The sequence below is a fragment of the Streptomyces sp. NPDC111507 genome, from assembly GCF_055638955.1.
The window spans coordinates 132,163-158,608 of the sequence record NZ_JBVKBU010000022.1 but is presented as its reverse complement, the minus strand read 5'-3'; the positions used below and the strand labels follow the sequence as shown (position 1 = coordinate 158,608).

Genomic DNA, 26,446 nt, shown 5'->3' with positions numbered 1-26,446 from the left:
TGCGTTTCCGACTCTATCAGACCGTTTCCCGATCCGATTTCCTCGGTGCTTTCCAGGTTTCCGCTTTCGCGTTTCCCTTTCCGGCGACTCCGACTTTATCAGAGATTCTGAGTCGGAATTTCCGCCCCGCTCGGGGTGGTCCCTGGCACACGGTCGTACCGGGTTCCCGTTCAGGCGGAGCCGTAAACGTACTGGAGCGGGGCGCCCCGATGCAAATCGAGGGGCCCCGCTCCGGAGTTGGCGCGTGCGAGGGGTCAGACCTCGACGACGACCGGCAGGATCATCGGGCGGCGGCGGTAGTTGTCCGAGACCCACTTGCCCAGCGTGCGGCGGATGAGTTGCTGCATCTGGTGGGGCTCGACCACGCCGTCCTGGGCCGAACGCTCCAGGACCTCCGTGACCTTCGGGATGACGTCCGCGAAGGCGGAGTCGTCGATACCCGAACCACGCGCGTGGACGTGCGGGCCGGCGGTGATCTTGCCCGTACTCGAGTCGATCACCACGAAGACCGAGATGATGCCCTCGTCCCCGAGGATCTTGCGGTCCTTGAGCGCCGGCTCGCCCACATCACCGACCGAGAGGCCGTCGACGTACACGTAACCCGCCTGGACCTTGCCGGAGATCTTCGCCTTGCCCTCGATGAGGTCGACGACGATTCCGTCCTCGGCGATCACGATGCGGTCGTGCGGGACGCCGGTGAGGGCGCCGAGCTCGGCGTTGGCGCGCAGATGGCGCCATTCGCCGTGGACCGGCATCAGGTTCCGCGGCTTGCAGATGTTGTAGAAGTACAGCAGCTCGCCCGCGGAGGCGTGGCCGGAGACGTGCACCTTGGCGTTGCCCTTGTGGACGACGTTGGCGCCCCAGCGGGTGAGGCCGTTGATGACGCGGTAGACCGCGTTCTCGTTGCCCGGGATGAGCGACGAGGCCAGAATCACCGTGTCGCCCTGGACGATCCGGATCTGGTGGTCCCGGTTGGCCATCCTCGACAGGGCCGCCATCGGCTCGCCCTGCGAGCCCGTGCAGACGAGAACGATCTCGTGGTCCGGGAGGTCGTCGAGCGTCTTGACGTCCACCACGAGGCCCGGCGGGACCTTCAGATAGCCCAGGTCGCGTGCGATGCCCATGTTGCGGACCATCGAGCGGCCGACGAAGGCGACCCGGCGGCCGTACTCGTGGGCCGCGTCCAGGATCTGCTGGATGCGGTGGACGTGACTGGCGAAGCTCGCCACGATGATCCGCTTGCGGGCGCTCGCGAAGACCGTGCGCAGTGCGTTCGAGATGTCGCGCTCGGGCGGGACGAAGCCCGGGACCTCGGCGTTCGTGGAGTCGGAGAGGAGAAGGTCGATACCTTCTTCGCTCAGACGTGCGAACGCGTGCAGGTCGGTGAGGCGATTGTCCAGCGGGAGCTGGTCCATCTTGAAGTCGCCGGTGTGGACGACCATGCCCGCGGGGGTGCGGATGGCGACCGCGAGGGCGTCCGGGATGGAGTGGTTGACCGCCACGAACTCGCAGTCGAAGGGGCCGATGCGCTCGCGGTGGCCCTCCGCGACTTCGAGGGTGTACGGGCGGATGCGGTGCTCCTGGAGCTTCGCCTCGATGAGAGCGAGGGTCAGCTTGGAGCCGATCAGCGGGATGTCCGGCTTCTCGCGCAGGAGGAACGGGACAGCGCCGATGTGGTCCTCGTGGCCATGGGTGAGGACGATGCCCTCGATGTCGTCGAGGCGGTCCCTGATGGACGTGAAGTCCGGCAGGATCAGGTCGATTCCGGGCTGCTCCTCCTCGGGGAAGAGCACTCCGCAGTCGACGATCAGCAGTCGGCCGTCGTACTCGAAGACCGTCATGTTCCGGCCGATTTCGCCAAGGCCACCGAGCGGGGTGACCCGCAGGCCTCCCTTGGGGAGCTTCGGCGGCGGGCCAAGTTCAGGATGCGGATGACTCAAAAGACTCTCCTCACCACACGCGCCACGTACCTGGCAAGGCACGTGGCGCGCATGACGTTCGTGCAGTAGCAGTTGTCTGTGTGGGGTGCAGGCCCCTGGCCTGCGTTGTCGTGCATATTCAGTTGTGAAGTCTGTATTTAGAGTTCTACCCCGCCGGCAGCAAGATCGATCTTGAGCTGGGCGGTCTCCTCGGGCGACAGCTCGACCATCGGGGCGCGCAGCGGCCCGGCGGGCAGGCCCTGGAGGGCGAGCGCGGCCTTGGTCGTCATGACGCCCTGGGTGCGGAACATGCCGGTGAAGACGGGGAGCAGCTTCTGGTGGATCTCGGTGGCCTTCTGTACGTCGCCCGAGACGTACGCGTCCAGCATGGCGCGCAGCTCCGGGGTGACGACGTGGCCGACGACGGAGACGAAGCCGACCGCGCCCACGGAGAGCAGCGGCAGGTTCAGCATGTCGTCGCCGGAGTACCAGGCGAGTCCGGAGCGGGCGATGGCCCAGCTGGCTCGGCCGAGGTCTCCCTTGGCGTCCTTGTTCGCGACGATACGCGGGTGCTCGGCCAGCCGCACGAGGGTTTCGGTGCTGATCGGTACGCCGCTGCGGCCCGGGATGTCGTACAGCATCACCGGCAGCTCGGTCGCGTCGGCGATGGCCGAGAAGTGACGGTACAGGCCCTCCTGCGGGGGCTTGTTGTAGTACGGCGTCACGGTCAGCAGACCGTGCGCGCCGGCCTTCTCGGCGGCGCGGGCGAGCTCGATGCTGTGGTGGGTGTCGTTCGTGCCGACGCCCGCGACGATGTGGGCGCGGTCGCCGACCGCCTCGAGTACGGCTCGTACGAGATCCGATTTCTCCACGTCACTGGTGGTCGGTGACTCACCGGTGGTGCCGTTGATGATCAGGCCGTCGTTGCCTGCGTCCACCAGGTGGGTGGCGAGCCGCTGTGCGCCGTCGAGGTCGAGTGCGCCGTCCGCCGTGAAGGGCGTGACCATGGCGGTGAGGACCCGCCCGAAGGGGGTCTGCGGAGTGGAGGTCGGAGCCATGGGTAACACGCTACTCGCTGCTCAAGGCGTGGTCTGCCCTCGGGAGACACGACAAAGCGTGACAAATGCGGAGCCCGGCACTGCCTGCTCGGGGGTTCAAGCAGTGCCGGGTCCGTTTGATCAGGCTAGATGAACTTCTCGAAATGCCGCAATACGGACACCTCGCTCGGTTGATCCGCACATCTGTGCCGAGCGGCGCGCGGGAGCGCGTTACGGCGCCACGCGCCCGTTGGCATTGAAGGCCGCGTAGGTGAGCGGCATGAGCTTGGCCCACTCCGCCTCCATCTTCTCGCCGACCATCTCGATCTCCCGCTGCGGGAAGGACGGGACCTTGGCGAGCTCGTGCTGGGTGCGCAGACCGAGGAAGTGCATCAGGGAGCGTGCGTTGCAGGTGGCGTACATCGAGGAGAAGAGGCCGACGGGGAGGACGGCGCGGGCCACCTCGCGGGCCACACCGGCGGCCAGCATCTCCTGGTACGCCTCGTACGCCTGTCGGTAGGAATCCTCCATCACACGGCCTGTGAGCTCCTGCTGCGCCTGGGTGCCCTCGACGAAGACGTACTTGCCGGGGCGGCCCTCCTGGACCAGCTTGCGGGACTCGTCCGGGACGTAGAAGACCGGCTCGAGCTCCCTGTATCTGCCCGACTCCTCGTTGTACGACCAGCCCACACGGTGCCGCATGAACTCGCGGAAGACGAAGATCGGGGCGCTGATGAAGAAGGTCATCGAGTTGTGCTCGAAGGGGCTGCCGTGCCGGTCCCGCATCAGGTAGTTCAACAGGCCCTTGGAGCGCTCCGGGTCCTTCTGGAGCTCGTCGAGGGACTGCTCACCGAGGGTCGAGACGCGGGCGGCGAACAGCACGTCCGAGTCGGACGCGGTGTGCTTGACCAGCTCGACGGTGACATCGCTGCGGAAACTGGGCTTGAGGTCGTCGGCGGGGGTGTCGGTCACGGTGCGCAGGGTCCTTCCCATCACATCTCTCGGGCGGCGCCCACTCTACGGCCCGCCACTGACAACGGGGCGTTCGGTGCCGTGCCGAGACATTCGTCGGCGAACTTCAGCGAATTCGGTGATTCCGGGCACCTCTTGGGGCATTCGCTCGTCTGTATTGGTGACAGTGATCCGTTCGAGCCTCCAGAGGAGAAGCAACCCCCATGTTCCGTCGGCGCGAGCCCGTACCGTTCGCCTTCATCGCAGAAGCCGACCAGTTCCGCAGCAATGTCGCTCCCCCACCCCGCCGACGCTCGTCGGCCGGCGAGATATTCGGCCGCTGGCTCCTGGGCCTCACCGTGGTCGCCGGGCTGGTGGGCGCGCTGATCGTCGGGATGCCGGCCCTGTCGCTCGACCAGTCGTCCGCGACGACCCAGCATTCCGAAGCCTCCGACGGCCGCTGACCCTCCCCCGCTGCCCAAAGGGCGTGAGGGCACCCCCATGGCCCCCCAAGGGTGGTGAGCCGGGACCCCGCTCGATAGCCTCACCGGGCACAGCCCATGCGTGGATTGAGTGAGGATCAGTCGTGCCCCTGCCCTTCCTGACGGCGGACCGTGACTTTGACGAGGTGGCGGACGAGCTCGCCCTGCCCTTCGACGACCGCGGCCGCTGGCGGCGCCCCTACCGGCCCGGGCCGTGGCGGGTGGCCCTCGCCGCGCTCGTGCTGCTGCTCGCCTCCTACGTGCTCGTCGCGGCCGTGCTCGTCGCGCTCACGGGGAGCCGCTCCGCCGCCCTGCTCTGCTTCGGTGGGTCCGTGCTCGTCATCCTGTGCGCGTTGCGGCTGCTGCGGATGGGCGTCTGGGTGAGTGCGCGGGGGCTGCGCCGCGTGGGCTTCCTGAACACGAGTACGGCGTCCTGGGAGCAGGTCGTCGCCGTACGCACCGTCCAGCAGCCGGTGCGCTGGCTCGGGCTGCCGCGCACCGTGCAGGGACAGGCGCTGATCCTCGTACGCAAGGGCCGCGCGTCGGACACCCTGCCGCCGCTGCTCACCTCGCACAACTCCGACTTCCTGGCGCGCGCGGAGGCCTTCGACCGTGCGGCGGACGCCGTCGAGGTGTGGGCCGACGAGTACCGGCGGGATTGAGCCCCACCGGTCGTGGCGAGGCTACGTAGTATGGCGTCGCAGCCGGGCATCTCGTAGCAGGGCGAAGGGGCCGGTCCGCACTCCGCGGGCCGGCCCCTTCGACGTCCTTGTCGCCGTGCCGTCGTCGCACTTCTCGTGTGCGCCGTGGCTCTCAGACCTCGGCGGGGGGCCTGCCCTCGCGCAGGGCGATCGCCCGCTGCATCGCCTTGCGGGCGCGCGGCGTGTCGCGGGCGTCGTGGTAGGCGACCGCGAGGCGGAACCAGCTGCGCCAGTCGTCCGGGGCGTCCTCGGTCTCGGCCTTGCGCCTGGTGAAGACCTCGTCGGCCGAGTCACGGTCGATACGGCCGCCCGGGGTGCGCTTCAACTCGTCGACGGGCAGGCCGCCCTCGGCGTCGAGCTCGGCGGCGAGCCGGTTGGCCTTGCGGACGAACTGGGTGTTCTTCCACAGGAACCAGATGCCGATGACCGGCAGGATCAGCACCGCCACACCGAAGGTGACGGTGATCAGGGTGCCGTTCTCGATGAGCAGCACGCCTCGGCTGCCGACCAGGACGAAATAGACGACCAGGACGGCTGCCGTGACGGCGTAGGTGATCTTCGCACGCATGTCTGCCGGCTATCTGTTGTGCGTCCCTCGGCTCAGCCGAGGTCCAGGAAGTGTTCCAGGCCGAAGGTGAGGCCGGGGGCGCTCACCACACGGCGGACGCCGAGCAGGATGCCCGGCATGAAGCTGCTGTGGTGGAGGGAGTCGTGGCGGATGGTGAGGGTCTCGCCCTCGCCGCCGAGCAGGACCTCCTGGTGGGCGAGGAGCCCGCGCAGTCGGACCGCGTGCACCGGGACGCCGTCGACGTTCGCGCCCCGGGCGCCGTCCAGGGCGGTCGCCGTGGCGTCGGGCTGCGGGGCGCTGCCCGCGCGCTCCCGGGCCGCGGCGATGAGCTGGGCGGTGCGCGTGGCGGTGCCGCTGGGGGCGTCCACCTTCTTCGGGTGGTGCAGCTCGACGACCTCGACGGACTCGAAGTACGGCGCGGCGACCTCGGCGAACTTCATGGTCAGTACGGCCCCGATGGAGAAGTTGGGCGCGATGAGCACACCCGTCTCCGGGGACGCGGCCAGCGAGGTGTTGAGCTGCGCGAGGCGCTCGTCGGTCCAGCCGGTCGTGCCGACCACGGCGTGGATGCCGTGCCGGACGCAGAAGTCGAGGTTGCTCATCACCGAGTCCGGGGTCGTCAGCTCGACCACGACCTGGGTGCCGGTGGCGACCAGCGCTTCCAGCTGGTCGCCGCGGCTCAGCGCGGCCACCAGCTCCAGGTCCTCGGCGGCCTCGACGGCTCGTACCGCCTCGGCCCCGATCCGGCCCTTGGCACCGAGGACCGCCACGCGCAGCTTGCTCATTGCTTCGTTCCTTACCGAGACGGGAATTACGCGACCGCGTCGTGCAGACGGGAGGCCTGCTTGTCCTTGAGCGGGCCGATGACCGACAGCGAGGGCCGCTGTCCCAGGATGTCGCGGGCGACCGAACGGACCTCGTCCGGGGTGACCGACGCTATCCGGACCAGCATGTCGTCGACGGACATCTGCTCGCCCCAGCACAGCTCGCTCTTGCCGATACGGTTCATCAGCGCGCCGGTGTCCTCCAGGCCGAGGACGGTGGAGCCCTGGAGCTGACCGACGGCGCGGCCGATCTCGTCGTCCGAGAGGCCGTGCTCGGCGACGTGGTCGAGCTCGTCGCGGCAGATCTTGAGCACGTCGTGGACCTGGCTCGGCCTGCAGCCCGCGTACACGCCGAAGAGGCCGCAGTCGGCGAAGCCCGAGGTGTACGAGTACACGCTGTACGCCAGGCCGCGCTTCTCGCGGACCTCCTGGAAGAGGCGGGAGGACATGCCACCGCCCAGAGCGGTGTTCAGGACGCCCAGGGCCCAGCGGCGCTCGTCGGTGCGGGCGAGGCCCGGCATGCCGAGGACGACATGGGCCTGCTCGGTCTTGCGTCCGAGGAGCTCGACGCGGCCCGCGGTGCGGATGGCGCGGCGGCCGTCGCGCGGGGCGATCGGCTCGACGGCGCTCTCCTTGAGGGCGCCGGCCTTCTCGAAGGCGGCGCGGACCTGGCGTACGACCTTGTTGTGGTCGACGTTGCCCGCGCAGGCGACCACGAGGTGCGTCGGGTCGTAGTGCTTCTTGTAGAAGCGGCGGATGCGGTCGGCGCTGAGGGCGTTGACCGTGTCGACCGTGCCGAGGACCGGGCGGCCGAGGGGGGTGTCACCGAGCATGGTGTGCGCGAACAGGTCGTGCACGCAGTCGCCCGGGTCGTCCTCGGTCATCGCGATCTCTTCGAGGATCACGCCGCGCTCGGCGTCCACGTCGCCCTGCTCGATCAGCGAGCCGGTGAGCATGTCGCACACGACGTCGATGGCGAGCGGGAGGTCGGTGTCGAGCACACGCGCGTAGTAGCACGTGTACTCCTTGGCCGTGAACGCGTTCATCTCGCCGCCGACCGCGTCGATGGCGGAGGAGATGTCCAGGGCGCTGCGCCGGGAGGTGCCCTTGAAGAGCAGGTGCTCCAGGTAGTGCGTGGCGCCGTTCAGCGTCGGCGTCTCATCGCGGGAGCCGACGTGCGCCCAGATCCCGAAGGTGGCCGAGCGTACGGAGGGGAGGGTTTCGGTGACGATGCGCAGGCCGCCGGGGAGGGTGGTCTTACGGACCGTACCGATGCCGTTCTCGCCCTTGATGAGGGTTTGGGTACGGGCGACGGCCCGCGCCTCCGAAGAGGTGCGGGCCGTCGCCGTGGAGCTACGAGACGTCACTGGTCGGTGTCGTCCTTCTTGTCGTCGTCGCCTTCGCCCTCGATCACGGGGATCAGGGAGAGCTTGCCGCGGGAGTCGATCTCGGCGATCTCGACCTGGACCTTCTGGCCCACACCGAGGACGTCCTCGACGTTCTCCACGCGCTTGCCGCCGGCGAGCTTGCGGATCTGCGAGATGTGCAGCAGACCGTCCTTGCCCGGGAGCAGCGACACGAACGCGCCGAAGGTCGTCGTCTTCACGACGGTGCCCAGGTAGCGCTCGCCGACCTCCGGCATGGTCGGGTTGGCGATGCCGTTGATCGTGGCGCGGGCGGCCTCGGCGGCCGGGCCGTCGGCGGCACCGATGTAGATGGTGCCGTCGTCCTCGATCGTGATCTCGGCGCCGGTGTCCTCCTGGATCTGGTTGATCATCTTGCCCTTGGGGCCGATGACCTCACCGATCTTGTCCACGGGGATCTTGACGGTGATGATCCGCGGGGCGTTCGGGGACATCTCGTCCGGCGTGTCGATCGCTTCCATCATCACGTCGAGGATGTGGAGGCGGGCGTCGCGAGCCTGCTTGAGGGCCGCGGCCAGGACGGAGGCCGGGATGCCGTCCAGCTTGGTGTCGAGCTGGAGGGCGGTCACGAACTCCTTGGTGCCGGCGACCTTGAAGTCCATGTCGCCGAAGGCGTCCTCCGCACCGAGGATGTCGGTGAGGGCGACGTAGTGCGTCTGGCCGTCGATCTCCTGGGAGATCAGACCCATGGCGATGCCGGCGACGGGGGCCTTCAGCGGCACACCGGCGTTCAGCAGCGACATGGTGGAGGCGCAGACCGAGCCCATGGAGGTCGAGCCGTTGGAGCCGAGGGCCTCGGACACCTGACGGATCGCGTAGGGGAACTCCTCGCGGGTCGGCAGGACCGGCACGAGCGCGCGCTCGGCGAGGGCGCCGTGGCCGATCTCGCGGCGCTTCGGGGAGCCCACACGGCCCGTCTCACCGACGGAGTACGGCGGGAAGTTGTAGTTGTGCATGTAGCGCTTGCGGGTCACCGGGGAGAGGGTGTCCAGCTGCTGCTCCATGCGGAGCATGTTGAGGGTGGTGACGCCCAGGATCTGGGTCTCGCCACGCTCGAACAGCGCCGAGCCGTGCACGCGCGGGATGGCCTCGACCTCGGCGGCGAGCGTACGGATGTCCGTGACGCCGCGGCCGTCGATGCGGACCTTGTCCTTGATGACACGCTCGCGGACCAGCTTCTTGGTCAGCGCGCGGTACGCGGCCGAGATCTCCTTCTCGCGACCCTCGAACTGCGGGAGCAGCTTCTCGGCGGCGATCTCCTTGACGCGGTCCAGCTCGGCCTCGCGGTCCTGCTTGCCGGCGATGGTGAGCGCCTGGGCGAGCTCGCTCTTGACCGCGGCGGTCAGGGCCTCGAGGACGTCGTCCTCGTAGTCGAGGAAGATCGGGAACTCGGCGGTCGGCTTGGCGGCCTTCGCGGCGAGGTCCGACTGCGCCTTGCACAGGACCTTGATGAAGGGCTTCGCGGCGTCGAGGCCGGAAGCGACGACCTCCTCGGTCGGCGCCTCGGCGCCGCCCTTGACCAGCTGGATGGTCTTCTCGGTGGCCTCGGCCTCGACCATCATGATCGCGACGTCGCCGTCCTCCAGGACGCGACCGGCGACGACCATGTCGAAGACGGCGTCCTCGAGCTCGGTGTGCGTCGGGAACGCGACCCACTGGCCGTTGATCAGCGCGACGCGGACGCCGCCGACCGGGCCGGAGAAGGGCAGACCGGCCAGCTGCGTGGACGCGGAGGCGGCGTTGATCGCCACGACGTCGTACAGGTGGTCGGGGTTGAGGGCCATGATCGTGGCGACGACCTGGATCTCGTTGCGCAGGCCCTTCTTGAAGGACGGGCGCAGCGGGCGGTCGATCAGACGACAGGTGAGGACGGCGTCCTCGGAGGGACGACCCTCGCGGCGGAAGAAGCTGCCGGGGATCTTGCCTGCGGCGTACATCCGCTCCTCGACGTCCACCGTGAGGGGGAAGAAGTCGAGGTTGTCCTTGGGCTTCTTGGAAGCACTGGTGGCCGACAGCACCATGGTGTCGTCGTCCAGGTACGCCACGGCGGAGCCGGCGGCCTGCTTGGCCAGGCGGCCCGTCTCGAAGCGGATGGTGCGGGTGCCGAAGGAACCGTTGTCGATAACGGCCTCGGCGTAGTGGGTCTCGTTCTCCACTAGCGTTTTCTCCTCGTCTTCGTCCCGTCCTGCCCGTGTGGCAGGGGGACGGTGGCGGAGAGGCGCTCCGTCTGGTGCGGGCCGGTCTTCGATCGAAGCACCCGGGATCTCATTCCCCCGGGGGCCACTACCGAGGACCGGCGGCGGTGCGGTGCGCGTCTCCTCGTTCGTTGACGTGACGGTCCCTACCCGGCGGGTACGGAGCCATCACGCTGTGTCGTACGTGCTGTGTCCTGCGTATTGCGTTGTGCTACCACACTACAAAGCGTCGGTGACACTCCGCACGTACAGAGACGTACGGCAGTGCGTACGGCAATGCTCACGGCAGCGGCACGTACAGCAAAAGGAGCGGCTCCCAAGAGGTGGGAACCGCTCCCTTCACGGCGTCTTACTTGGCGCCCGCCGCACCGCGGCGGATGCCCAGGCGGTCGACCAGCGCACGGAAGCGCTGGATGTCCTTCTTGGCCAGGTACTGCAGCAGCCGGCGGCGCTGACCGACCAGGATCAGCAGACCACGACGGGAGTGGTGGTCGTGCTTGTGGGTCTTGAGGTGCTCGGTCAGGTCCGAGATGCGGCGCGAGAGCATGGCGACCTGGACCTCGGGGGAGCCGGTGTCGCCCTCCTTCTGACCGAACTCGCTGATGATCTGCTTCTTCGTAGCGGCGTCGAGCGACACGCGTACTCCTCGTAGTCTCTGAGTTGCCACCGAGTGCCCCTGGTCCACATCTCAGGGGAGCTTCCGTTACTCGGGAGGCGGGGATCCGCTGGGCGCGGCCTCCAGAGCGATGGGCTCCGGGGGTGCGTACACAAACGGCCGTCACACAGCGTACCAGCCTGGCCGGATGCGTCTGTCCGGGTCTTCGAACCTTCCTGGTGACGCGGGCCTGGCCACTAGGGTGACCGCACAGGTCATTCGTACGTGGGGAAGGGGCCGCTTGAACATGGCCGAGGCAGCGGACGCAGAGGGCGTAGCGGACGAGGACATCGCGGCGGAGACGGACGCCGACGTCAAGGCGCGCAAGGAGCGGGAGAAGGACGAGCTCTACGCCCTGGACATCTCCGACGTCGAATGGCACAGCGCGCCGGGCACGGAGGAGCACGAGGAGCGGGTCGAGATCGCGTACCTGCCCGAGGGCGCGGTGGCCATGCGTTCCTCCCTCGACTCGGACACGGTCCTGCGGTACACGGAGGCGGAGTGGCGGGCCTTTGTGCTGGGGGCGCGGGACGGGGAGTTCGATCTGGAGCCGGCGCCGCACCATGGGGGGCCGGCAGCAGGGTAGGCGACGTGCTGAGGGACAGAGACGGGGAGGGCGGTCGGCTGGTGAGCCGACCGCCCTCCCCGTTCTCGGCTCGGTGATCAGCTGGTCATGGACCGGGCCGCGCCGTACACGTCGAAGACCGCGAGGGCCAGCGGAATCAGGGTGAGCAGTACGAAGCCTTCGGCGACTTCCAGGAAGCGGCCCCAGAACGGGGTGAGGCCGCCGCGCGGCAGGATCAGGCCGAGCGCGGTGACCAGCGCTGCCGCCGCCCCGATCGCCGCGACGAGCCAGATCGTGCGGATGTCGAGGTCCGCACGGTCGCCGGTGAGGGCGTCGCGCATCAGAGCGTGCGGCGGGTTGAGCGCCAGACCGAGACCGAGCAGGACGAGAGCGCCGAGGCCCGCGGCCAGGACGGGCGCGACCTGCGTGGTGTAGCGGAAGAGGTGGGCGCGCATCAGCATGGCGACGCCGGTGGCGAAGGCGAGCAGCTGTCCCCAGACGTTGTCGGAGAAGCCGAGCACCACCGAGGCGCCGACGGCGAGCAGCGCGCAGCCGCCCACGAGCCCGACGAGGAGTTCGTGGCCGCGGCGGGCCTGCGCCTCGATGCGTTCGGCGTCGACCGGCTCCGGCGGGGCGGGATCGGCGGAGTACGCGCTGCGCGGAGTGGCGTTCGGCGGGTCGAAGCCGATCGGCAGGCGGGCGAAGCGCATGGACATGCCCGGCAGGAACGCCAGTGCCCCCACGGCGACGGGCGCGCACAGCGCGGCGATCTCGGTGGGTGTCCAGTGCACGAGCAGTGCCACGAACACCACGACCAGGGCGACGGCAGAGGCGAACACGAAGGCGACCAACGGGCCGTCGCCGCGCGGCGAGCACAGGGTGAGCACCACCGAGGCCACCAGCACCGCGGCGCAGGCGAGCAGGAACTGCAGCTTGCCGATGCCCTCGCCGCTCGCCAGTGAAAGCAGCCCGGAGCCCGCCACGCCCACGTTCGGGAGCGCGCCGAGTCCCAGCGCGACGGCGGAGGCCCGGTCGTCGTAGATCCGTGCGCGGATCGCGGCGAGGACGACAAGAAGTACCCCGGTGACGCCCGCGAGGATGCCGGGAAGGCTGTGCATGTCGTGGCGCGGATCGGCGGTCCAGGCGACGAAGGCGAGCAGCGTCGGCAGGACGCCGCCGCCGACGAGCCCCGCGGCGCGCGTCAGGTCGCCACTCCACAGGGTGCGTTCACGGGTGACCGCGGATGCGACCGCCTCTGACACGTCGTCGAAGACGGCGGGGGGCAGCGACTCGGAGAAAGGGCGCAGGGTGAGGAGTTCGCCGTCGAGAATCCGCTGCGCGGCGAAGGAGCGCGAGCTGTCGAGGACAGCGCCGTCGCGGCGTACGAGGTGGTAACCGACCGGAGCGCCCTGGGCGGGACTCTGCTGAGAGAGCCTGAGGATCTCCGGATAGATGTCGGCGACCGGGATGTCGTCGGGCAGCGCCACGTCGATCCGGCTGTCGGGCGCGACGATGGTGACCCGGCAGAAGCCGAGGCCCGTGCCTGCCCCGTGAGGGGCTCCGGGTCCCGGCCCTCCGGCTCCGGTGGTTGTCGCGGAGGCCGTCATGCTCACCTGCTGCTCCCCCTCAATGATGGTCCTGCGTCTGCGATCTCGGTCATGCTCGTGTGTCTGCGTCGGTTGCGCGGACGTGATGGCGCCGCGGCTGCGGTGGTTCTGCGGCCACGATGTGAAGGTCCTGCGTCTCTTTGTCCGGACCACCCGGCCGACGGTGCGGCAAGGCGGCGGAAAGAGGTCTGTGCGGCCGGTTCTTGGGTTCCGCACACCACCACATCGCGCGGAATGCCCTGTTTTTCCGGCCTCGTTCGCGTGTGCTCACGCGAACATCCGGCACCCTACCGCCCACCCGTCCCCCATGAAGTCAGTAGTAAGTCAGTAGGATCACGCGGCGGCCTGCGTCCGCCTGACACGGGGCGGCGGGCGGAAGACCCTGGGGCCGGCAAGGGAATTGGTGAGCAGTGAGCCAAATCATCGTCAAGCGCCCACCTCGGGCGCTGCCGTCCGAAGTGCCCACGGAAGAGGTCGTCCTGCAGCCGCCGCCGGAGCTTCCGCGCGGGCACCAGGAGGGCGTCCTCATGCAGTTGCTGCCGACGCTCGGCATGGGCGGCTCGGTGGTCTTCTTCTTCACGAACGGGCAACCGTTCATGAAGATCATGGGCATGGTCATGATCGCGTCGACGGTGGCCATGTCCGTCGCGATGATCGTCCGCTTCCGTCGCGGCTCCCAGGGCCAGCTCGCGGACATGCGCCGCGACTATCTGAGCTATCTGTCGCAGACCCGACGCACGGCCCTGGACACGGGGAAGGCGCAGCGCGACGCCCAGTACTACCTGCACCCTTCTCCCGAGCAGTTGTGGGCGCTGGTCGCCGAGGGCAGCCGGGTGTGGGAACGGCGGCCTGGGGACGAGGACTTCGCCCAGGTGCGCATCGGCCTCGGTCCGCAGTCGCTGGCCACCCCGTTGGTCTCCCCCGAGACAGGTCCGGTCGACCAGCTGGAGCCGCTGACCGCGGGCGCGATGCAGCGTTTCGTGGCCACCCACGGCGTCCTGGACGCGCTGCCGATGGCCGTCTCGCTGCGCGCCTTCTACCACGTCACGGTCAGCGGCGATCCTCAGTCCGTACGTGCCTCCGCGCGCGCTTTGGCCGGTTCGCTGGCCTCGCTGCACTCGCCCGAGGACCTGCTGATCGTGGTCGCGGCCGGGCGTGAGGAACTCTCGCACTGGGAGTGGGCCAAGTGGCTGCCGCACGTGCAGGTCTCCGACACGGTGGACGGCGCGGGCAGCCGCCGGCTGATCGGCAGCGACTCTCGCGAGCTGGAACAACTGCTGGCCACCCGGCTGACGGGGCGCCCACGCTTCCACCCGAACTCCACCCCGCTCCCGGACGAACCGCACATCGTCGTCGTACTCGATGGCCTGTCGCTGCCACCGGACTCCGTCCTGGCCACCCCCGAGGGACTCCAGGGGGTGACGATCGTCGAGGTCGTCCCCGAGGACTTGTCCGGAGCCCGCGGTGACCTCTCCATCGTCGTGCAACCGCACGCGCTGCACCTGGAGTCCGGGCACGGCATCGTCTACGAGGGCACACCCGACGCTCTCTCGTACGAGTCCGCGGAGGCGCTGGCGCGGCAGCTGGCGCCACTGCGCATGGCCTCGGGCGGCGACGACGACGAACCGCTGCTCGCGAACCTGGAGTTCACGGATCTGCTGAACCTCGGAGACGCGGCCTCGGTGGACACCAAGCGCACCTGGCGGGCGCGTTCGCTCGCCGAGCGGCTGCGCGTGCCGATCGGTGTCGGCGAGGACGGGCGACCCGTGATGCTCGACCTCAAGGAGGCCGCGCAGGAGGGCATGGGCCCGCACGGGCTGTGCGTGGGCGCGACGGGTTCGGGCAAGTCGGAGCTGCTGCGCACGCTGGTGCTGGGTCTGGCGGTGACGCACTCGTCGGAGACGCTGAACTTCGTCCTCGCGGACTTCAAGGGTGGTGCCACCTTCGCCGGGATGGCGCAGATGCCGCACGTGGCAGCCGTCATCACCAACCTGGCGGACGACCTGACGCTGGTCGACCGCATGGGCGACTCCATCCGCGGTGAACTCAACCGCCGCCAGGAGATGCTGCGCGACGCGGGCAACTACGCGAACATCCACGACTACGAGAAGGCGCGGGCGGCCGGGGCGCCGCTCCAGCCGATCCCGTCCCTCGTCCTGGTGATCGACGAGTTCAGCGAGCTGCTGACCGCCAAGCCGGACTTCATCGAGATGTTCGTGCAGATCGGCCGCATCGGCCGTTCGCTGGGCGTGCATCTGCTGCTGGCCTCGCAGCGCTTGGAGGAGGGCCGCCTCCGCGGTCTGGAGACGTACCTCTCGTACCGGATCGGCCTGCGGACGTTCTCCGCGGCCGAGTCGCGTGCGGCGCTGGGCGTCCCCGACGCGTACGAACTGCCGAACGTGCCCGGTTCCGGCTTCCTGAAGTTCGGCACGGACGAGATGGTGCGTTTCAAGGCGGCGTACGTCTCCGGGGTGTACCGCACGGGTCCGACCCGGTCCGCGCTCGGTGGCGCGCTGCCGGTGGACCGGCGGCCGGTGCTCTTCACCGCGGCGGAGGTGCCGGTGCGGTACGCCGCCGTGCCCCAGCAGCGTGAGGAGACGCCGGAGACGGACGACGCCCTGGCCGACACGGTGCTCGATGTGATCGTGCGCCGTCTGGAGGCACAGGGGCCGGCGGCCCACCAGGTGTGGCTGCCGCCGTTGGACAGCCCGCCGTCACTGGACGGACTGCTCCCGGGACTGGCCGCGGTGCAGGGGCGCGGGCTCACTCAGCCCGGCTACGAGGGGGCGGGACGGCTCGTCGTGCCCGTCGGTCTCGTCGACAAGCCGTACGAGCAGCGCCGCGACCCGCTGTGGGTCGACTTCTCGGGCGCGGCCGGCCATATGCAGATCGTCGGCGGTCCGCAGTCCGGCAAGTCGACGCTGCTGCGCAGCCTGATCGCCTCGTTCGCACTCACCCACACCCCGCACGAGGTGCAGCTCTACGGCCTCGACTTCGGCGGTGGCGGCATGTCGGCCGTGGCCGGACTGCCGCACGTCGGCGGGGTGGCCTCGCGCCTCGACCCGGAGAAGGTGCGGCGTACGGTCGCCGAGGTGTACGGCGTCATGACGCGCCGCGAGGAGTACTTCCGCTCCTCCGGCATCTCGTCGATCGCCGAGTTCCGCACGAAGCGGGCGCGCGGCCAGATCTCCCTGACCGACCAGCCGTGGGGTGATGTCTTCCTGGTCATCGACGGCTGGGGCAACTTCCGCGCGGACTACGAGGCCGTGGAGGGCGTCGTCCTGGACATCGCCGCACGGGGTCTCGGCTACGGCATCCACCTCGTCCTGACCGCGTCCAGGTCGATGGAGGTCCGGGCGAACCTCAAGGACCACCTGATGAACCGCCTGGAGCTGCGCCTCGGCGACACGATGGACTCGGAGCTGGACCGCAAGGTGGCCGTGAACGTCCCCACGGGCGTGCCTGGCCGCGGCCAGGCGCCGGGGAAGCTGCACTTCATGGGTGCCGTTCCGCGCATCGACGGTCTGACGTCGGACACGGACCTCGCCGACGCGACAGCGGCGCTGGCGACGGAGGTGTCCCGCCACTGGCAGGCGCCCGGCGCCCCCGAAGTCCGGCTGCTCCCCCGCGAGTTCCCGGCGCAGCAGCTGCCTCCGGGTGACCACTCCCCGCAGCGCGGCGTGGCCTTCGCGCTCGACGAGGACAACCTCGAACCCGTCTTCGTCGACTTCGAGCAGGACCCGTTCTTCCTCGTTTTCGGAGAGAGCGAGTCGGGCAAGTCGAACCTGCTGCGCCTGCTGATCAAGCAGCTGACCGAGCGGTACTCGGGCGACGACTGCAAGCTGTTCGTGGTCGACAACCGGCGCTCACTGCTGGACGTCACCCCGTCCACGCACCTCGCCGAGTACATCCCCATGTCCAATGCCATGGACCACCACATGAGCGCGCTGGCGGAGCTGATGCAACGCCGGACACCCACGGCAGACGTGACCGCACAGCAGCTGCGGGAGCGGAGCTGGTGGCGCGGCCCGACGGTGTACGTCGTGGTCGACGACTACGACCTCGTGTCCACGTCGAGCGGGAACCCGCTGGGCGGTCTGACGGAACTGCTTCCGTTCGCGCGGGATGTGGGCGTGCGGTTCATCATCGCCCGGTCGACCGCCGGTGCGGGGCGCGCCGCGTACGAGCCGTTCATGCAGCGGATGAGGGAACTGGGTGCGCAGGGTGTGGTGCTCGCCGGCGATCCGGGCGAGGGAGACATCCTGGGCGGAGTGCGCCCTCGGGCAATGCCTGCGGGGCGGGGCGTCTTTGTCTCGCGCAGGCGGGGAAAGCCCTTGGTTCAGACCGGGTTGATGAGTGTGGAGTACTGATGAAGCACACGCGAAAGTCTTCGCACTCGACAGCTCTGACGCGACAGATCTGCTCCATTGGTACGTTGAAGTAGCCCGGCGGCCGTCGGTCCGACGGCCGCGCTCACGGGAACAACGGGGAGGATTCAGACGTGGCTTGGGACGAATGGGAGCAGCTGAAGAACCAGGCAGCGCACAAGCAATCCGCGCGCATGCAACTCAATCAGTTGCCGGCCGACGGTGGCGGTGGCAGCACCCCGCAGGGTGATCTGACCGTTGACCAACAGGATCTCGCCGCGATCGGCGACCGGGCATTCAAGCTGTGGGAAGACTTGGGCCGGTATGGGCGTGACGCCTGGTCCAGCAGCCAGACAGCGGCGTCGGATCTCAAGACCCAGGGCTTCACACTGGGCGGGGCAGTCGACCGCGTGCAGAGCCGCTGGGAAGAACAACTGACGTCGCTCCTCGACGCGTGTGCCCATATCTCCAACCATATGGACTTCACGAAGAAGGCCCATCAGGGCGACGAGTACTACATCGGCGGCCAGGTCAGCAGCATCTCCACTCTCGACAAGGGCTTCGACGGTGGGAAGGGGCACTGATGGATCTGGACACGCTCCGTTTTGGGAACTTCGCGTCGCTCGGTACTGCCATAGATGACTGGACTCGGGTTGTGGGGAACCTGGAGACCCTTGAGAAGAACGCCCGTGAAGGACTCAAAGGCCTGGCGGACAAGGCCAATTGGGCCGGGGTGAACGCCACTGTCTCGCGCGAGTTCATCACCAAGACGGCGGGCGAGTTCACCGACGCCCACACCGAGGCCAGCACCATCCGTAATATCCTCAAGGACACTCACGAGGAGCTCGTCAGCTACCACGAGCAGCTCAACGAGGCGATATCGCGCGGGCTCAAGAAGAACCTCACGGTGATGGACACCGGCAACGGCTCCTTCACCGTCACGATGAACATCCATCCCGATCGTGCGGCCAAGGGAACCACGGTCCCTGATCACAGCGAACAGGACGTGACCGAGCTGCGCGATGACGTCCAGCGCATTCTCGGCAGAGCCACGCACAGCGACGAGACCGCGTCCGAGGCGCTTCGCGCAATCGTCGAGCAAGCCGAGTACGGGTTCTCCGGCGCCTCGTACGGTGACCGGGATTCGGCGACCAAGGCCCTGGAGGACGCCGAGAAGTACGCGAATCTCATCAAGAACAAGGGAGATTCGATGTCTCCCCAGGAGTTTGATGAACTCAACCGGAATCTCGCCGGCTACAAGAACGACCCGCTCTTTCAGGAGAAGTTCGCCACCACCCTCGGCCCGAAGGGGACGTTGGATTTCTGGGCCGACCTCTCCGATCCCTCGGACGGCGGCGATCTGCAGCGGGCACGCCTCGATCAACTCGGCGACTTCCAAAAGAATCTCAGCCTCACTCTCGCAGGAGCGACACAGTCGGATTCCCCCGCGATGCGGAACTGGGAGAACGACATGGTCCAGCTGGGTAACGATCCCGTCCAGACCCGTGGAACACGGGTCTACGGTTTCCAGCTGATGAGCAACCTCATGCGAGTCGGGGATTACAACGACGCGTTCTTGAACAAGTACGGTGACGCCCTGGTGTCGACCGAGAAGAAGATGAAGCTGCCGGACCACTACTGGAACGGTGGCGTGGGCGGACCTGCCATGCCCAAGATGAACTTCATGGGCGACGAGTTCGGCCGGGATCCGATGACCGGATTCATGACAGCTCTCTCGAACAGCCCTGACGCTGCCACCGACTTCTTCAACAGCACTGATCCCCAGGACAACGCCGAGTGGGTCCTCAAGGATCGCCCCACCTTCGACGACACCCCCCTGAACAGCGACGACGCAAACCAGTCGCGTGACGCGACCGGGAATGCTCTCGTCGCCGCAGCCACGGGCGTCAATCCCAACGACCCCCACGCCGTTCCCGTGGAGCACACGGCCGAGAACCGGCACGTCCTCGATCGCTCTCTGCAGATCATCTCGGGTGTGGGCGACGACTTCGCTCCCGAGATGCGCGATGACATGGCCAAAGTGCTGGTGAACTATGGCGACGAGGTCAATCACACCGCAAGTTCCCTCGCGGACGATCACGGCGACCCGAGACAGCTCGATCGCCATCAGCTGTTGGAAGTGACGAAGCAGGTGTCACGTGATCAGAACGCCTACGGAATACTCAACGACGGCCTGAACCGGGAGATGGTGCGCGACATCTACGCGGACCATCCGAGCGACCCGAAGGAAACGCTGCTCCGGGCAGGCCACACCGTCGGCTTCCTCGAAGAGGCCCGCTATCAGGCCCTGAAGACGGACAAGCACGACCCTTCATGGGACGCCAAGTGGCTGTATCACGGCTTCGGTGGTGCCGTGAACTTCATCCCGGTTGTCGGTGATGCCGCGCAGCGAGGCGTCGACGCCCTCGCCTACCAATGGCAATTGGACGAGCAAGCACGCATCAACGAGGAGACCGCCCGGCAGAACGGCGAAGTCTTCACCGCGCGGGAGAACCAACTGCAGAAGCTGGCCGACCTGTGGATGGACGCCAACCCGAACCACGGCAACAACAGGTACACGATTACATCCGAGATCAACGGCGCCGCCTTCGACGGCAATGGCCGTGCTCAGGGACTGGCAGGTGATCAGTGAACAACGGTACTTCTCTGCTTCCGGGTCGGCCCGCGGTGCGTACGGCGGTACGTACCGCGGTGGGTACGGGAGGGTCTCAGCGCTGTACGCGAAGTGTCGCTGCTGCTGCTGTGACCGTGATCCTGCTGACGGCGACAGCTTGTTCGGGATCTCGCGACTACGCGGTCCCGGACAAGGCATGCGGTGTGGCCGTCGACTCCGACTCGCTGTCTCCCCTCCTTCCGAACGGCAAGAAACTCACCGAGAAGTCGTACGACGCCGGCCCGGAGAGTCCACGTTGCCGTCTGCTGGTGGACCAGAAGCTGGTCGTCTATCTTTCGGGAGATGTCGTTGCCGGCGACACCGATCCCATCAAGGTCCAGGATCGGGCACTCGTACGCCTGGGGAGTCCCGCCGCTGCCGACATCGGTGACGACGCCGTGATCGCCGACCGTGGAGCGATGGCGGTTGCCGGCTGCACCTACAAGGGAAAGCAGCAAAAGTTCGCCGTGCTGGTCCAGCTGCAGAAGAACGTTCCTGAGAAGGTTTCGGAACGGCGCGATGCCCTCCGCTCCTTCCTCCGTTCTTATTTCCCCAAGGCCATGGAGAAGCAGGGCTGCCAGTAACACCACGCGGTACGCCTTGGCCTCCGGACGCCGTCAACCAGTCCGGAGCGGGGTCGAGCGACGCCCTCGACCGGCCCGCGTCGACTTCATCCCGGCCGACCCGGCAGAGGCCCGCAACGCGCAAGCGAAGGGCATGAGCCCGGTCACCGCCACCCTCCAGAGACATGCGCCATGTTGTGGAGATCATGGTGAGCTATTTAGACTTCCTTGACTCAAGCTCACGGATCCGGCCAGTTTGTAGTTCGACGGATTCGAGGTAGCGGTCCCGTCCGGAGGACGGGCTTCACGGGGACGCGGGGAAGTGATCCAAAGGCATGGCGTGGGACGAGTGGGAACAGCTGAAGTCACAGGCGGCGGAGCGCCAGTCGGCACAGATGCAGCTGAACCAGGTGGAGCCCGGCGCGGGCGGCGGGGGCAACACCGCGGATCCCAGTCAGTACGGCGATCTCACCGTGCGCGAGGGTGATCTGGCGAAGATCGGCGACCACGCGTTCACGCTGTACAACGACCTGTGGAGCAAGGGACGCAGGGCGGTCCCCAGCAGCGACAAGGCCGCCGGGAACCTCTCCACACAAGGCTTCGCGCTCGGTGGCGGACTCCAGCACGTGTCGACCCGCTGGGACGAACAGCTGTCGTCCCTCAGGGACGCGTGCGCGCACATCTCGAACCACATGCAGGTCACCAAGAAGCTGCACGCGGGCGACGACCACTACATCCGGCGGCAGATGAGCAGCATCGACGTGCTGGACGCAGGCTTCGACGAGCGTGTGGGTGACCCCGGCAAGAAGAACCCGGTGTACGGCGACTCGGGTGAGAAGAAGGACAAGAACTGATGGACCTCGAAGCCCTTCGATTCGCCGACTTCACACTCCTCGACGACGCCGTGGAGGACTGGACGACGATGATCCGTGACCTCGACGACCTGAAGGAGTCCGCCGACAAGGGCCTCAGGGGCGCGGCCAACAAGGCCAACTGGGCGGGCGTCAACGCCACCGTCTCCAAGGAGTTCATCGGCAAGACCTCCGGCGAGTTCGCGGATGCCCACACCCAGGCGACATCCATCCGCAACATCCTGAGGGACACGCTCGGCGAGCTGAAGGACTACCAGAAGAAGCTCAACGCGGTCATGGAACGAGGCCTGAAGAAGAACTTGACGGTGGTGTCCACCACGGGTGGCTCGTTCACGGTCACGATGAACATCCACCCGGACCGGGCCGCGAAGGGGACGACCGTTCCCGAACACGACGCGAGTGATGTCACCGCCCTGCGGGACGAGGTCCAGAAGATCCTCAATGCCGCGACGGAGAGCGACAACTCCGCCAATACGGTGCTGCAGGCCCTCGTCGACCAGAGCCGGCTCGGCTTCGCCGACTCCAGCTATGCGGACCGGGACTCGGCGGCTGACGCCGTCAAGGAAGCCGATGAACTCGCCAAGCTGGCACAGAAGGATCCGAAGGACCTCACCGTCGAGGAGTTCGACAGGCTCGATGCCGGCCTGAAGAAGTACGCGAACGACGACCTGTTCGCGGAGCGCTTCGCCACCAGGCTCGGCGCCAAGGGGACGCTCGAGTTCTGGACGAAGCTCACCGAGCCGACCACGAACCCTGAGTTGTACCGCGCGAGGCGCGAGCAACTCGACGACCTGCAGCAGCACATCGGCCTCACCCTCGCCACCGCCACCCAGAGCGACACCGCGGCCATGACGGAGTGGAAGCGCCAGATGGTGGACCTCGGCGACAAGCCCGTCGGCAGGGGTGGTGGGTTCCCGTTCGGCGTCCAGGTCATGAGCAATTTCATGCGCTGGGGCGACTACGACGACCAGTTTCTTGGCGACTACGGCAAGAAGCTGATGGACACGGAACGGAAGCTGACGCACAACGGTCAGCACGTCGCCTGGCAGCAGATGGGCTTCGACCCGGACCTCAACCGTACGGGGACCGACGGCGGCTACGACCCGATGACCGGCTATCTGAAAGCACTGTCGAACAGCCCCGACGCGGCCACCGAGTTCTTCAACGACCAGTTCATCGGCAAGGACGAGGACCACAAGAAGGCCCTGTCCAACTTCGACTACCTCTTCGAGGAGCGTGACTGGCCGCAGGACCAGGACGACAAGGGCGATGCCAGCAACACGGGCCGGAACAACCTGGCGCTGGCTCTGGAAGCCGCGACCACGGGGCATCCGGCGGGTGAGCTGCCGACGCTCGACACCCCTTCCCACAACCCGGAGCAGACAAAGCTGATGGAGAGCCTCGTCGCCTCCATTTCGGACGACAACGAGCGCGTCACCAAGCATGGGTTCATGGGCGACAGCATCGGGCAGATCGCGTCGGAGTACCTTCCGGACCTCAACCGAGCCATGACCGATGACGGAGACGACGACACCGATCGGCTCTTCCCGATCGCAGGATCCGAGGCCGAGTTCAATCACCGGGACGTGACACGGTTCCTGTTCACCGTCGGACAGAATCCCGAAGGATACGCAGCGGTCGAAGTGGGCCAGAAGGCCTACATGGCCAACCTGATGGAATATCACTTGAATCCCGATCTCCCCGAGGATCAGCGCTACGCCAAAGACCCGCAATTCGTGGTCGAGCAGATCGCGAAGGGGTCCGGTGAAGTCTCGGGAACCCTTGCACAGGGCCGCGCGGAAGTCGTCGCGGGTGAGGCCGACGAGAAGGACAAGGCCTACGAGCACTCGGTGGCTCAGTGGAAGAACGCGATCTCCGGAACCGTCGGCACCATCACCGGCGTCGGTACGACCTTCATCACCAGCCCTGCCGGAGGGGCGGCGGCCGGCGGAATCGCGGGCACCGCGACGAGCATGGTCCTGGAGGAACTCTTCAAGGACGCCGAGGGGAAGGCCAAGGACGATGCCGGCCCTGTGATGGGCGAGCACTGGGAGTCCGGCCTGGACAGCAACAGCAAGTACACCGAGAAGGCCGCCGAGGCCGCGGCGAAGAACAACAACCGGTCCGATCTCCCGGACGTCGGGGAATGGGCGCGCGATGGCGCGCAACGCGGATTCAACGCGTCCGGGACGAATGTCATCGCCATGGCACCGGACCTCAAGACGGATGTCTGACGTCGAGCCGTCGAGCCGTCAGACATCCGTCTCGGACCTCGAACAACATTCACACTGACCAGAGAGGCATGCGACCTTGAAGTACTCTCGTCTCCGATCCTCACCGACACCCAGGAGAGCCGCTTTCCTGGCGACGGCCGTCGCCATGGGAATCGCGCTGTCCGGCTGCTCGACAGAAGAGGTACGGGAGTACGCGCTGCCAAAAACCCTGTGCGGCGTCTCCGTGAAATCCGACCTGGTATCGCCCTTCTTGCCACCTGGAAAGAAAATTTCCACACACCAAGAGTCGCCCAACGGTGGAACCGAGCGGTGCAAGGTCAGCGTCGATGGCAAAGTCGCCATGATCGCGGGTCAGTTGTGGTGGGAGAAAGAGGGCACCGTCATGGACGTTGCTGCCGTGCATGCACAGGTCGCCCCCGGGACCGTGACGGACGACAAAAGGTATCTTTACTCAGGAACCGGTGCAGTCGGTAAGGCCGAAGGCTGCAGTGATTCGACCCATCCGGACCAGTATTTGTTCACCGTCATGCAGGTGTTTGCGCCCGATCTCGATGACGCGGCCACGATGAAGCGTCTGATCGTCGACTACACCAAGCAGATCCAGGAGAAGAACAAGTGCGTCTGATATGAGCTCCGATAGGGGTGAGGACGCAGAACAGGGTGGGCACCTCCCGTGCGTGCCCACCCTGTCGACCCGTATCGACCTGTCCTACAGGTAGTAGCTGGCGGCCTTCTTGTCGCCGCCGTGGTAGTCGCCGCCGGCGCGGCCGACCACCTGCGCGATGGCCACCAGAGCCTGGTGGATGTCGCGCGCTTCCTTGTCCCACACGGCCTGCTGCTGCTTGTACATGTTGTGGGCTTCGCCTTCCCAGCCCGAAGCCACGCTGGCGACCATCTTCTTGATCTCTTCCAGGTCCTGCTCAAGCTGCTTGGCCTGGTTACCGATTTCGGTGGCCGCGGCGTCAAGGGCCCCGTATTTGACTACGAGTTCATCGTGGCTGTTGCCGGCCATGCCTACTCCATTTCATTCGTGATGTCGTCTCACCGAGCCCGACCTGCGAGCTCGGACAAGTCGGACTCAGAACCCGCTGAGGCTCGACTTCGGGGCACCGTCAAACACGTTGATGCTCTGCACGGCCGAACGGACTTCGTCCTCCGTACCGTCCTTGATCTTCCGGGTGGCGGTCATCGCCTCCAGGAACTTGGTGAGGACGTTGCCGATCCGCACCAGGGACGTGTTGATCTCGTACTGCTTGGTGTTGAAGGCACCGGCACCGATGCCCTTCCACTGCCCGGACTCAAGGCTGTCGATGGTGCCCTGAAGGCGGTGAACCTGCCCCTTGATCGACTCGAACTTGATAAGGATGTCCTTTTCGAGCTTGACTACTTGGGCGTCTGATAGCCGCTGACCGTCTGCCATGACTGAGATTCCCTTCCTGGACTGTCGTTGCAACTTACCGAGTTACGCATCGCCACAAGGTGGGAAGCGGAACCTGGCCTGAAAATAGGTCGAACCGTGCAGGGAGCCCTCAATTGCCGCGGCGGGCACGGAACACGGCGAAGCCGCCGCCTCCGATCACCACCACCGCCGCCGCTGCTCCGAGAACCACCCACAGCGTGTTGTCGCCGGACGACGACGAGCTTGATCCTGCCGCTGAAGTCAGGCCACCTGAACTGGATTTCGGGGGCTGTGACGAGGTTGATGCGGATGCGGAGGCCGAGGTACCGGTGCCTGCGGAGACGCCGGGTGTCTTCTTGTTGCTGACGGGATCGACGTCGGCGGGTCCGGGATCTCCCTTGCCCTTCAGGAGAACCTGCGCCGGCCGGATCGTTCCGTAGCCGAGGTACCGGCTCGGGGTGCTCTTCGGCCAGTCCCGGCCGGCGGTGTCGATCATCACGCGGAGGACCTGGTTGGCAGTCCACTTGGGGTGGGCGGCCCAGATGAGAGCGGCGGCGCCGGAGGTGATGGCGGCTGCTTGACTGGTGCCATTCCTCTGCGCGCAGTAGGACTTCAAGGCCTTGTCACACCAGGTCGGTACATCGACGCCAGGCGAGGCCAGATCCACATACGCGCCATCCTGCGAGAACTTGGCTACCTCGCCGTTTTCGTTGATCGCCGAGACTCCGACCACGCCGGGGTATTTGGCGGGATAGCCGATGTAGTTCTTGGCGATATCGGCAGCGTTACCCACAGCGGCAATGAGCAGCTTCCCCTTGCCCTGCGCGTACTGCACGGCTTCAAGTTCACCCTCGTCCTCGGAATACGTACCGAACGACATATTGATGATCTTTGCGTCGGAGTCGGCAGCGGCTCGGATGGCCTTCGCTGAGGTATCGCCCTGCTCCTCACCCTTCTTGCCGATTCCGAGGAGCACCGTGCGGATGGGGATGATCTTGGCTCCGGGTGCCACTCCCTTGAGCCCGCCACCACGGCCGGTCCCCGCGATCAGCTCGGCCATCGACGTGCCATGGCCGGCGTAGTCGTCCGTTTCGTCACCTGTGGTTCCCGTGGCGTCGACTCCAGGTAGCACCTGGCCCTTCAAGGAATTCGTGTCCGGGTTCACGCCCGTGTCGACCACCGCGACCGAAATACCCTTGCCCGTGCTGACTTTCCACAGCCCCTGGGCGTTCATCGCGTCCAAGTACCACTGCTGTGACTGGATGTCGTCGGCAGACGAGGCCGGGGCCAGCCCAACAGACATGACGGCCAAAGTACCCAGCGTCGCGCCCACGGTGGTCACATGTCTCCGGGCACGCCACGCCCACAACGCGGGGCGCGAACGGCGTACGCCAGTCCCTGACTTCATG

General features: G+C 67.1%; 22 protein-coding genes. 10 read left to right on the top strand and 12 right to left on the bottom strand.

Annotated elements, in window-relative coordinates:
• Nucleotides 1–254: 254 nt before the first annotated feature.
• The 3 genes from ACZ7M2_RS47110 to thyX all read right to left on the bottom strand — a co-directional run bounded on the left by ACZ7M2_RS47110 (nt 255) and on the right by thyX (nt 3,928).
• The gene (locus ACZ7M2_RS47110) at nt 255–1,940 is read right to left on the bottom strand and encodes a ribonuclease J (RefSeq protein WP_075031322.1); all 1,686 of its coding nucleotides are present in this window, start codon (nt 1,938–1,940) and stop codon (nt 255–257) included.
• A 137-nt stretch (nt 1,941–2,077) separates the two neighbouring features.
• A complete protein-coding gene (dapA, locus tag ACZ7M2_RS47105; protein WP_067371314.1) occupies nt 2,078–2,977 on the bottom strand; it encodes a 4-hydroxy-tetrahydrodipicolinate synthase in 900 nt (299 codons plus the stop codon).
• Between the two features lie 210 nt (nt 2,978–3,187).
• Nucleotides 3,188–3,928, bottom strand: coding sequence for an FAD-dependent thymidylate synthase (gene thyX / locus ACZ7M2_RS47100; protein WP_067371413.1), 741 nt, complete (start codon nt 3,926–3,928; stop codon nt 3,188–3,190).
• Between the two features lie 203 nt (nt 3,929–4,131).
• Here thyX and ACZ7M2_RS47095 point away from each other — a divergent pair, with 203 nt between their 5' ends.
• On the top strand, nt 4,132–4,371 hold the full coding sequence (locus ACZ7M2_RS47095) for a hypothetical protein (RefSeq protein WP_352052494.1): 240 nt from the start codon (nt 4,132–4,134) through the stop codon (nt 4,369–4,371).
• A 122-nt stretch (nt 4,372–4,493) separates the two neighbouring features.
• Entirely contained in the window at nt 4,494–5,051 is a 558-nt protein-coding gene (locus ACZ7M2_RS47090; protein WP_471600509.1) for a hypothetical protein, read from the top strand.
• 151 nt (nt 5,052–5,202) lie between these two features.
• Here ACZ7M2_RS47090 and ACZ7M2_RS47085 read toward each other — a convergent pair whose 3' ends face one another.
• The 5 genes from ACZ7M2_RS47085 to rpsO all read right to left on the bottom strand — a co-directional run bounded on the left by ACZ7M2_RS47085 (nt 5,203) and on the right by rpsO (nt 10,738).
• Nucleotides 5,203–5,658: a tetratricopeptide repeat protein gene (locus ACZ7M2_RS47085; protein WP_471600508.1), complete on the bottom strand. Its 456-nt coding sequence runs from the start codon at nt 5,656–5,658 to the stop codon at nt 5,203–5,205.
• 32 nt (nt 5,659–5,690) lie between these two features.
• Nucleotides 5,691–6,443, bottom strand: a complete 753-nt coding sequence (gene dapB / locus ACZ7M2_RS47080) for a 4-hydroxy-tetrahydrodipicolinate reductase (protein WP_352052491.1) — start codon at nt 6,441–6,443, stop codon at nt 5,691–5,693.
• A 26-nt stretch (nt 6,444–6,469) separates the two neighbouring features.
• A complete protein-coding gene (locus tag ACZ7M2_RS47075; RefSeq protein WP_471600507.1) occupies nt 6,470–7,849 on the bottom strand; it encodes a M16 family metallopeptidase in 1,380 nt (459 codons plus the stop codon).
• Nucleotides 7,846–10,062, bottom strand: a complete 2,217-nt coding sequence (locus ACZ7M2_RS47070) for a polyribonucleotide nucleotidyltransferase (RefSeq protein ID WP_067371302.1) — start codon at nt 10,060–10,062, stop codon at nt 7,846–7,848. Before ACZ7M2_RS47070 ends, ACZ7M2_RS47075 begins: the two co-directional genes overlap by 4 nt.
• A gap of 388 nt (nt 10,063–10,450) precedes the next feature.
• Nucleotides 10,451–10,738: a 30S ribosomal protein S15 gene (rpsO, locus tag ACZ7M2_RS47065; RefSeq protein WP_037741887.1), complete on the bottom strand. Its 288-nt coding sequence runs from the start codon at nt 10,736–10,738 to the stop codon at nt 10,451–10,453.
• Between the two features lie 265 nt (nt 10,739–11,003).
• Here rpsO and ACZ7M2_RS47060 point away from each other — a divergent pair, with 265 nt between their 5' ends.
• A complete protein-coding gene (locus ACZ7M2_RS47060; protein ID WP_471600506.1) occupies nt 11,004–11,342 on the top strand; it encodes a DUF397 domain-containing protein in 339 nt (112 codons plus the stop codon).
• A 77-nt stretch (nt 11,343–11,419) separates the two neighbouring features.
• Here ACZ7M2_RS47060 and eccD read toward each other — a convergent pair whose 3' ends face one another.
• Entirely contained in the window at nt 11,420–12,928 is a 1,509-nt protein-coding gene (gene eccD / locus ACZ7M2_RS47055; protein WP_471600512.1) for a type VII secretion integral membrane protein EccD, read from the bottom strand.
• Nucleotides 12,929–13,338: 410 nt separating this feature from the next.
• Between eccD and eccCa the strand changes: the two genes are divergently transcribed.
• The 7 genes from eccCa (at nt 13,339) to ACZ7M2_RS47020 (ending at nt 24,263) form a co-directional block, all read left to right on the top strand.
• On the top strand, nt 13,339–17,298 hold the full coding sequence (eccCa, locus tag ACZ7M2_RS47050; RefSeq protein WP_471600505.1) for a type VII secretion protein EccCa: 3,960 nt from the start codon (nt 13,339–13,341) through the stop codon (nt 17,296–17,298).
• Between the two features lie 131 nt (nt 17,299–17,429).
• Nucleotides 17,430–17,879 carry a hypothetical protein gene (locus ACZ7M2_RS47045; protein WP_471600504.1) on the top strand — a complete coding sequence of 150 codons (450 nt, stop codon included), beginning with the start codon at nt 17,430–17,432 and terminating at the stop codon, nt 17,877–17,879.
• Nucleotides 17,879–19,948 carry a hypothetical protein gene (locus ACZ7M2_RS47040; protein WP_471600503.1) on the top strand — a complete coding sequence of 690 codons (2,070 nt, stop codon included), beginning with the start codon at nt 17,879–17,881 and terminating at the stop codon, nt 19,946–19,948. Before ACZ7M2_RS47045 ends, ACZ7M2_RS47040 begins: the two co-directional genes overlap by 1 nt.
• 110 nt (nt 19,949–20,058) lie before the next feature.
• Nucleotides 20,059–20,553 (top strand): hypothetical protein, encoded by a 495-nt coding sequence (locus tag ACZ7M2_RS47035; RefSeq protein WP_471600502.1) that lies wholly within the window; start codon nt 20,059–20,061, stop codon nt 20,551–20,553.
• 314 nt (nt 20,554–20,867) lie between these two features.
• Nucleotides 20,868–21,386: a hypothetical protein gene (locus ACZ7M2_RS47030; protein ID WP_075031312.1), complete on the top strand. Its 519-nt coding sequence runs from the start codon at nt 20,868–20,870 to the stop codon at nt 21,384–21,386.
• Nucleotides 21,386–23,638 (top strand): hypothetical protein, encoded by a 2,253-nt coding sequence (locus ACZ7M2_RS47025; RefSeq protein WP_471600501.1) that lies wholly within the window; start codon nt 21,386–21,388, stop codon nt 23,636–23,638. The genes ACZ7M2_RS47030 and ACZ7M2_RS47025 overlap by 1 nt, the downstream gene beginning before the upstream one ends.
• Before the next feature lie 145 nt (nt 23,639–23,783).
• Nucleotides 23,784–24,263, top strand: a complete 480-nt coding sequence (locus ACZ7M2_RS47020) for a hypothetical protein (RefSeq protein WP_471600500.1) — start codon at nt 23,784–23,786, stop codon at nt 24,261–24,263.
• 84 nt (nt 24,264–24,347) lie between these two features.
• Here the strand turns inward: ACZ7M2_RS47020 and ACZ7M2_RS47015 are convergent, their stop codons facing one another.
• From ACZ7M2_RS47015 to ACZ7M2_RS47005, 3 genes are all read right to left on the bottom strand, one after another.
• Nucleotides 24,348–24,650, bottom strand: coding sequence for a WXG100 family type VII secretion target (locus ACZ7M2_RS47015; RefSeq protein ID WP_075031309.1), 303 nt, complete (start codon nt 24,648–24,650; stop codon nt 24,348–24,350).
• A gap of 66 nt (nt 24,651–24,716) precedes the next feature.
• The gene (locus ACZ7M2_RS47010) at nt 24,717–25,058 is read right to left on the bottom strand and encodes a WXG100 family type VII secretion target (RefSeq protein WP_075031308.1); all 342 of its coding nucleotides are present in this window, start codon (nt 25,056–25,058) and stop codon (nt 24,717–24,719) included.
• Nucleotides 25,059–25,167: 109 nt separating this feature from the next.
• Complete coding sequence (locus ACZ7M2_RS47005) at nt 25,168–26,340, bottom strand: S8 family serine peptidase (RefSeq protein ID WP_471600499.1); 1,173 nt, start codon at nt 26,338–26,340, stop codon at nt 25,168–25,170.
• Nucleotides 26,341–26,446 lie beyond the last annotated feature (106 nt).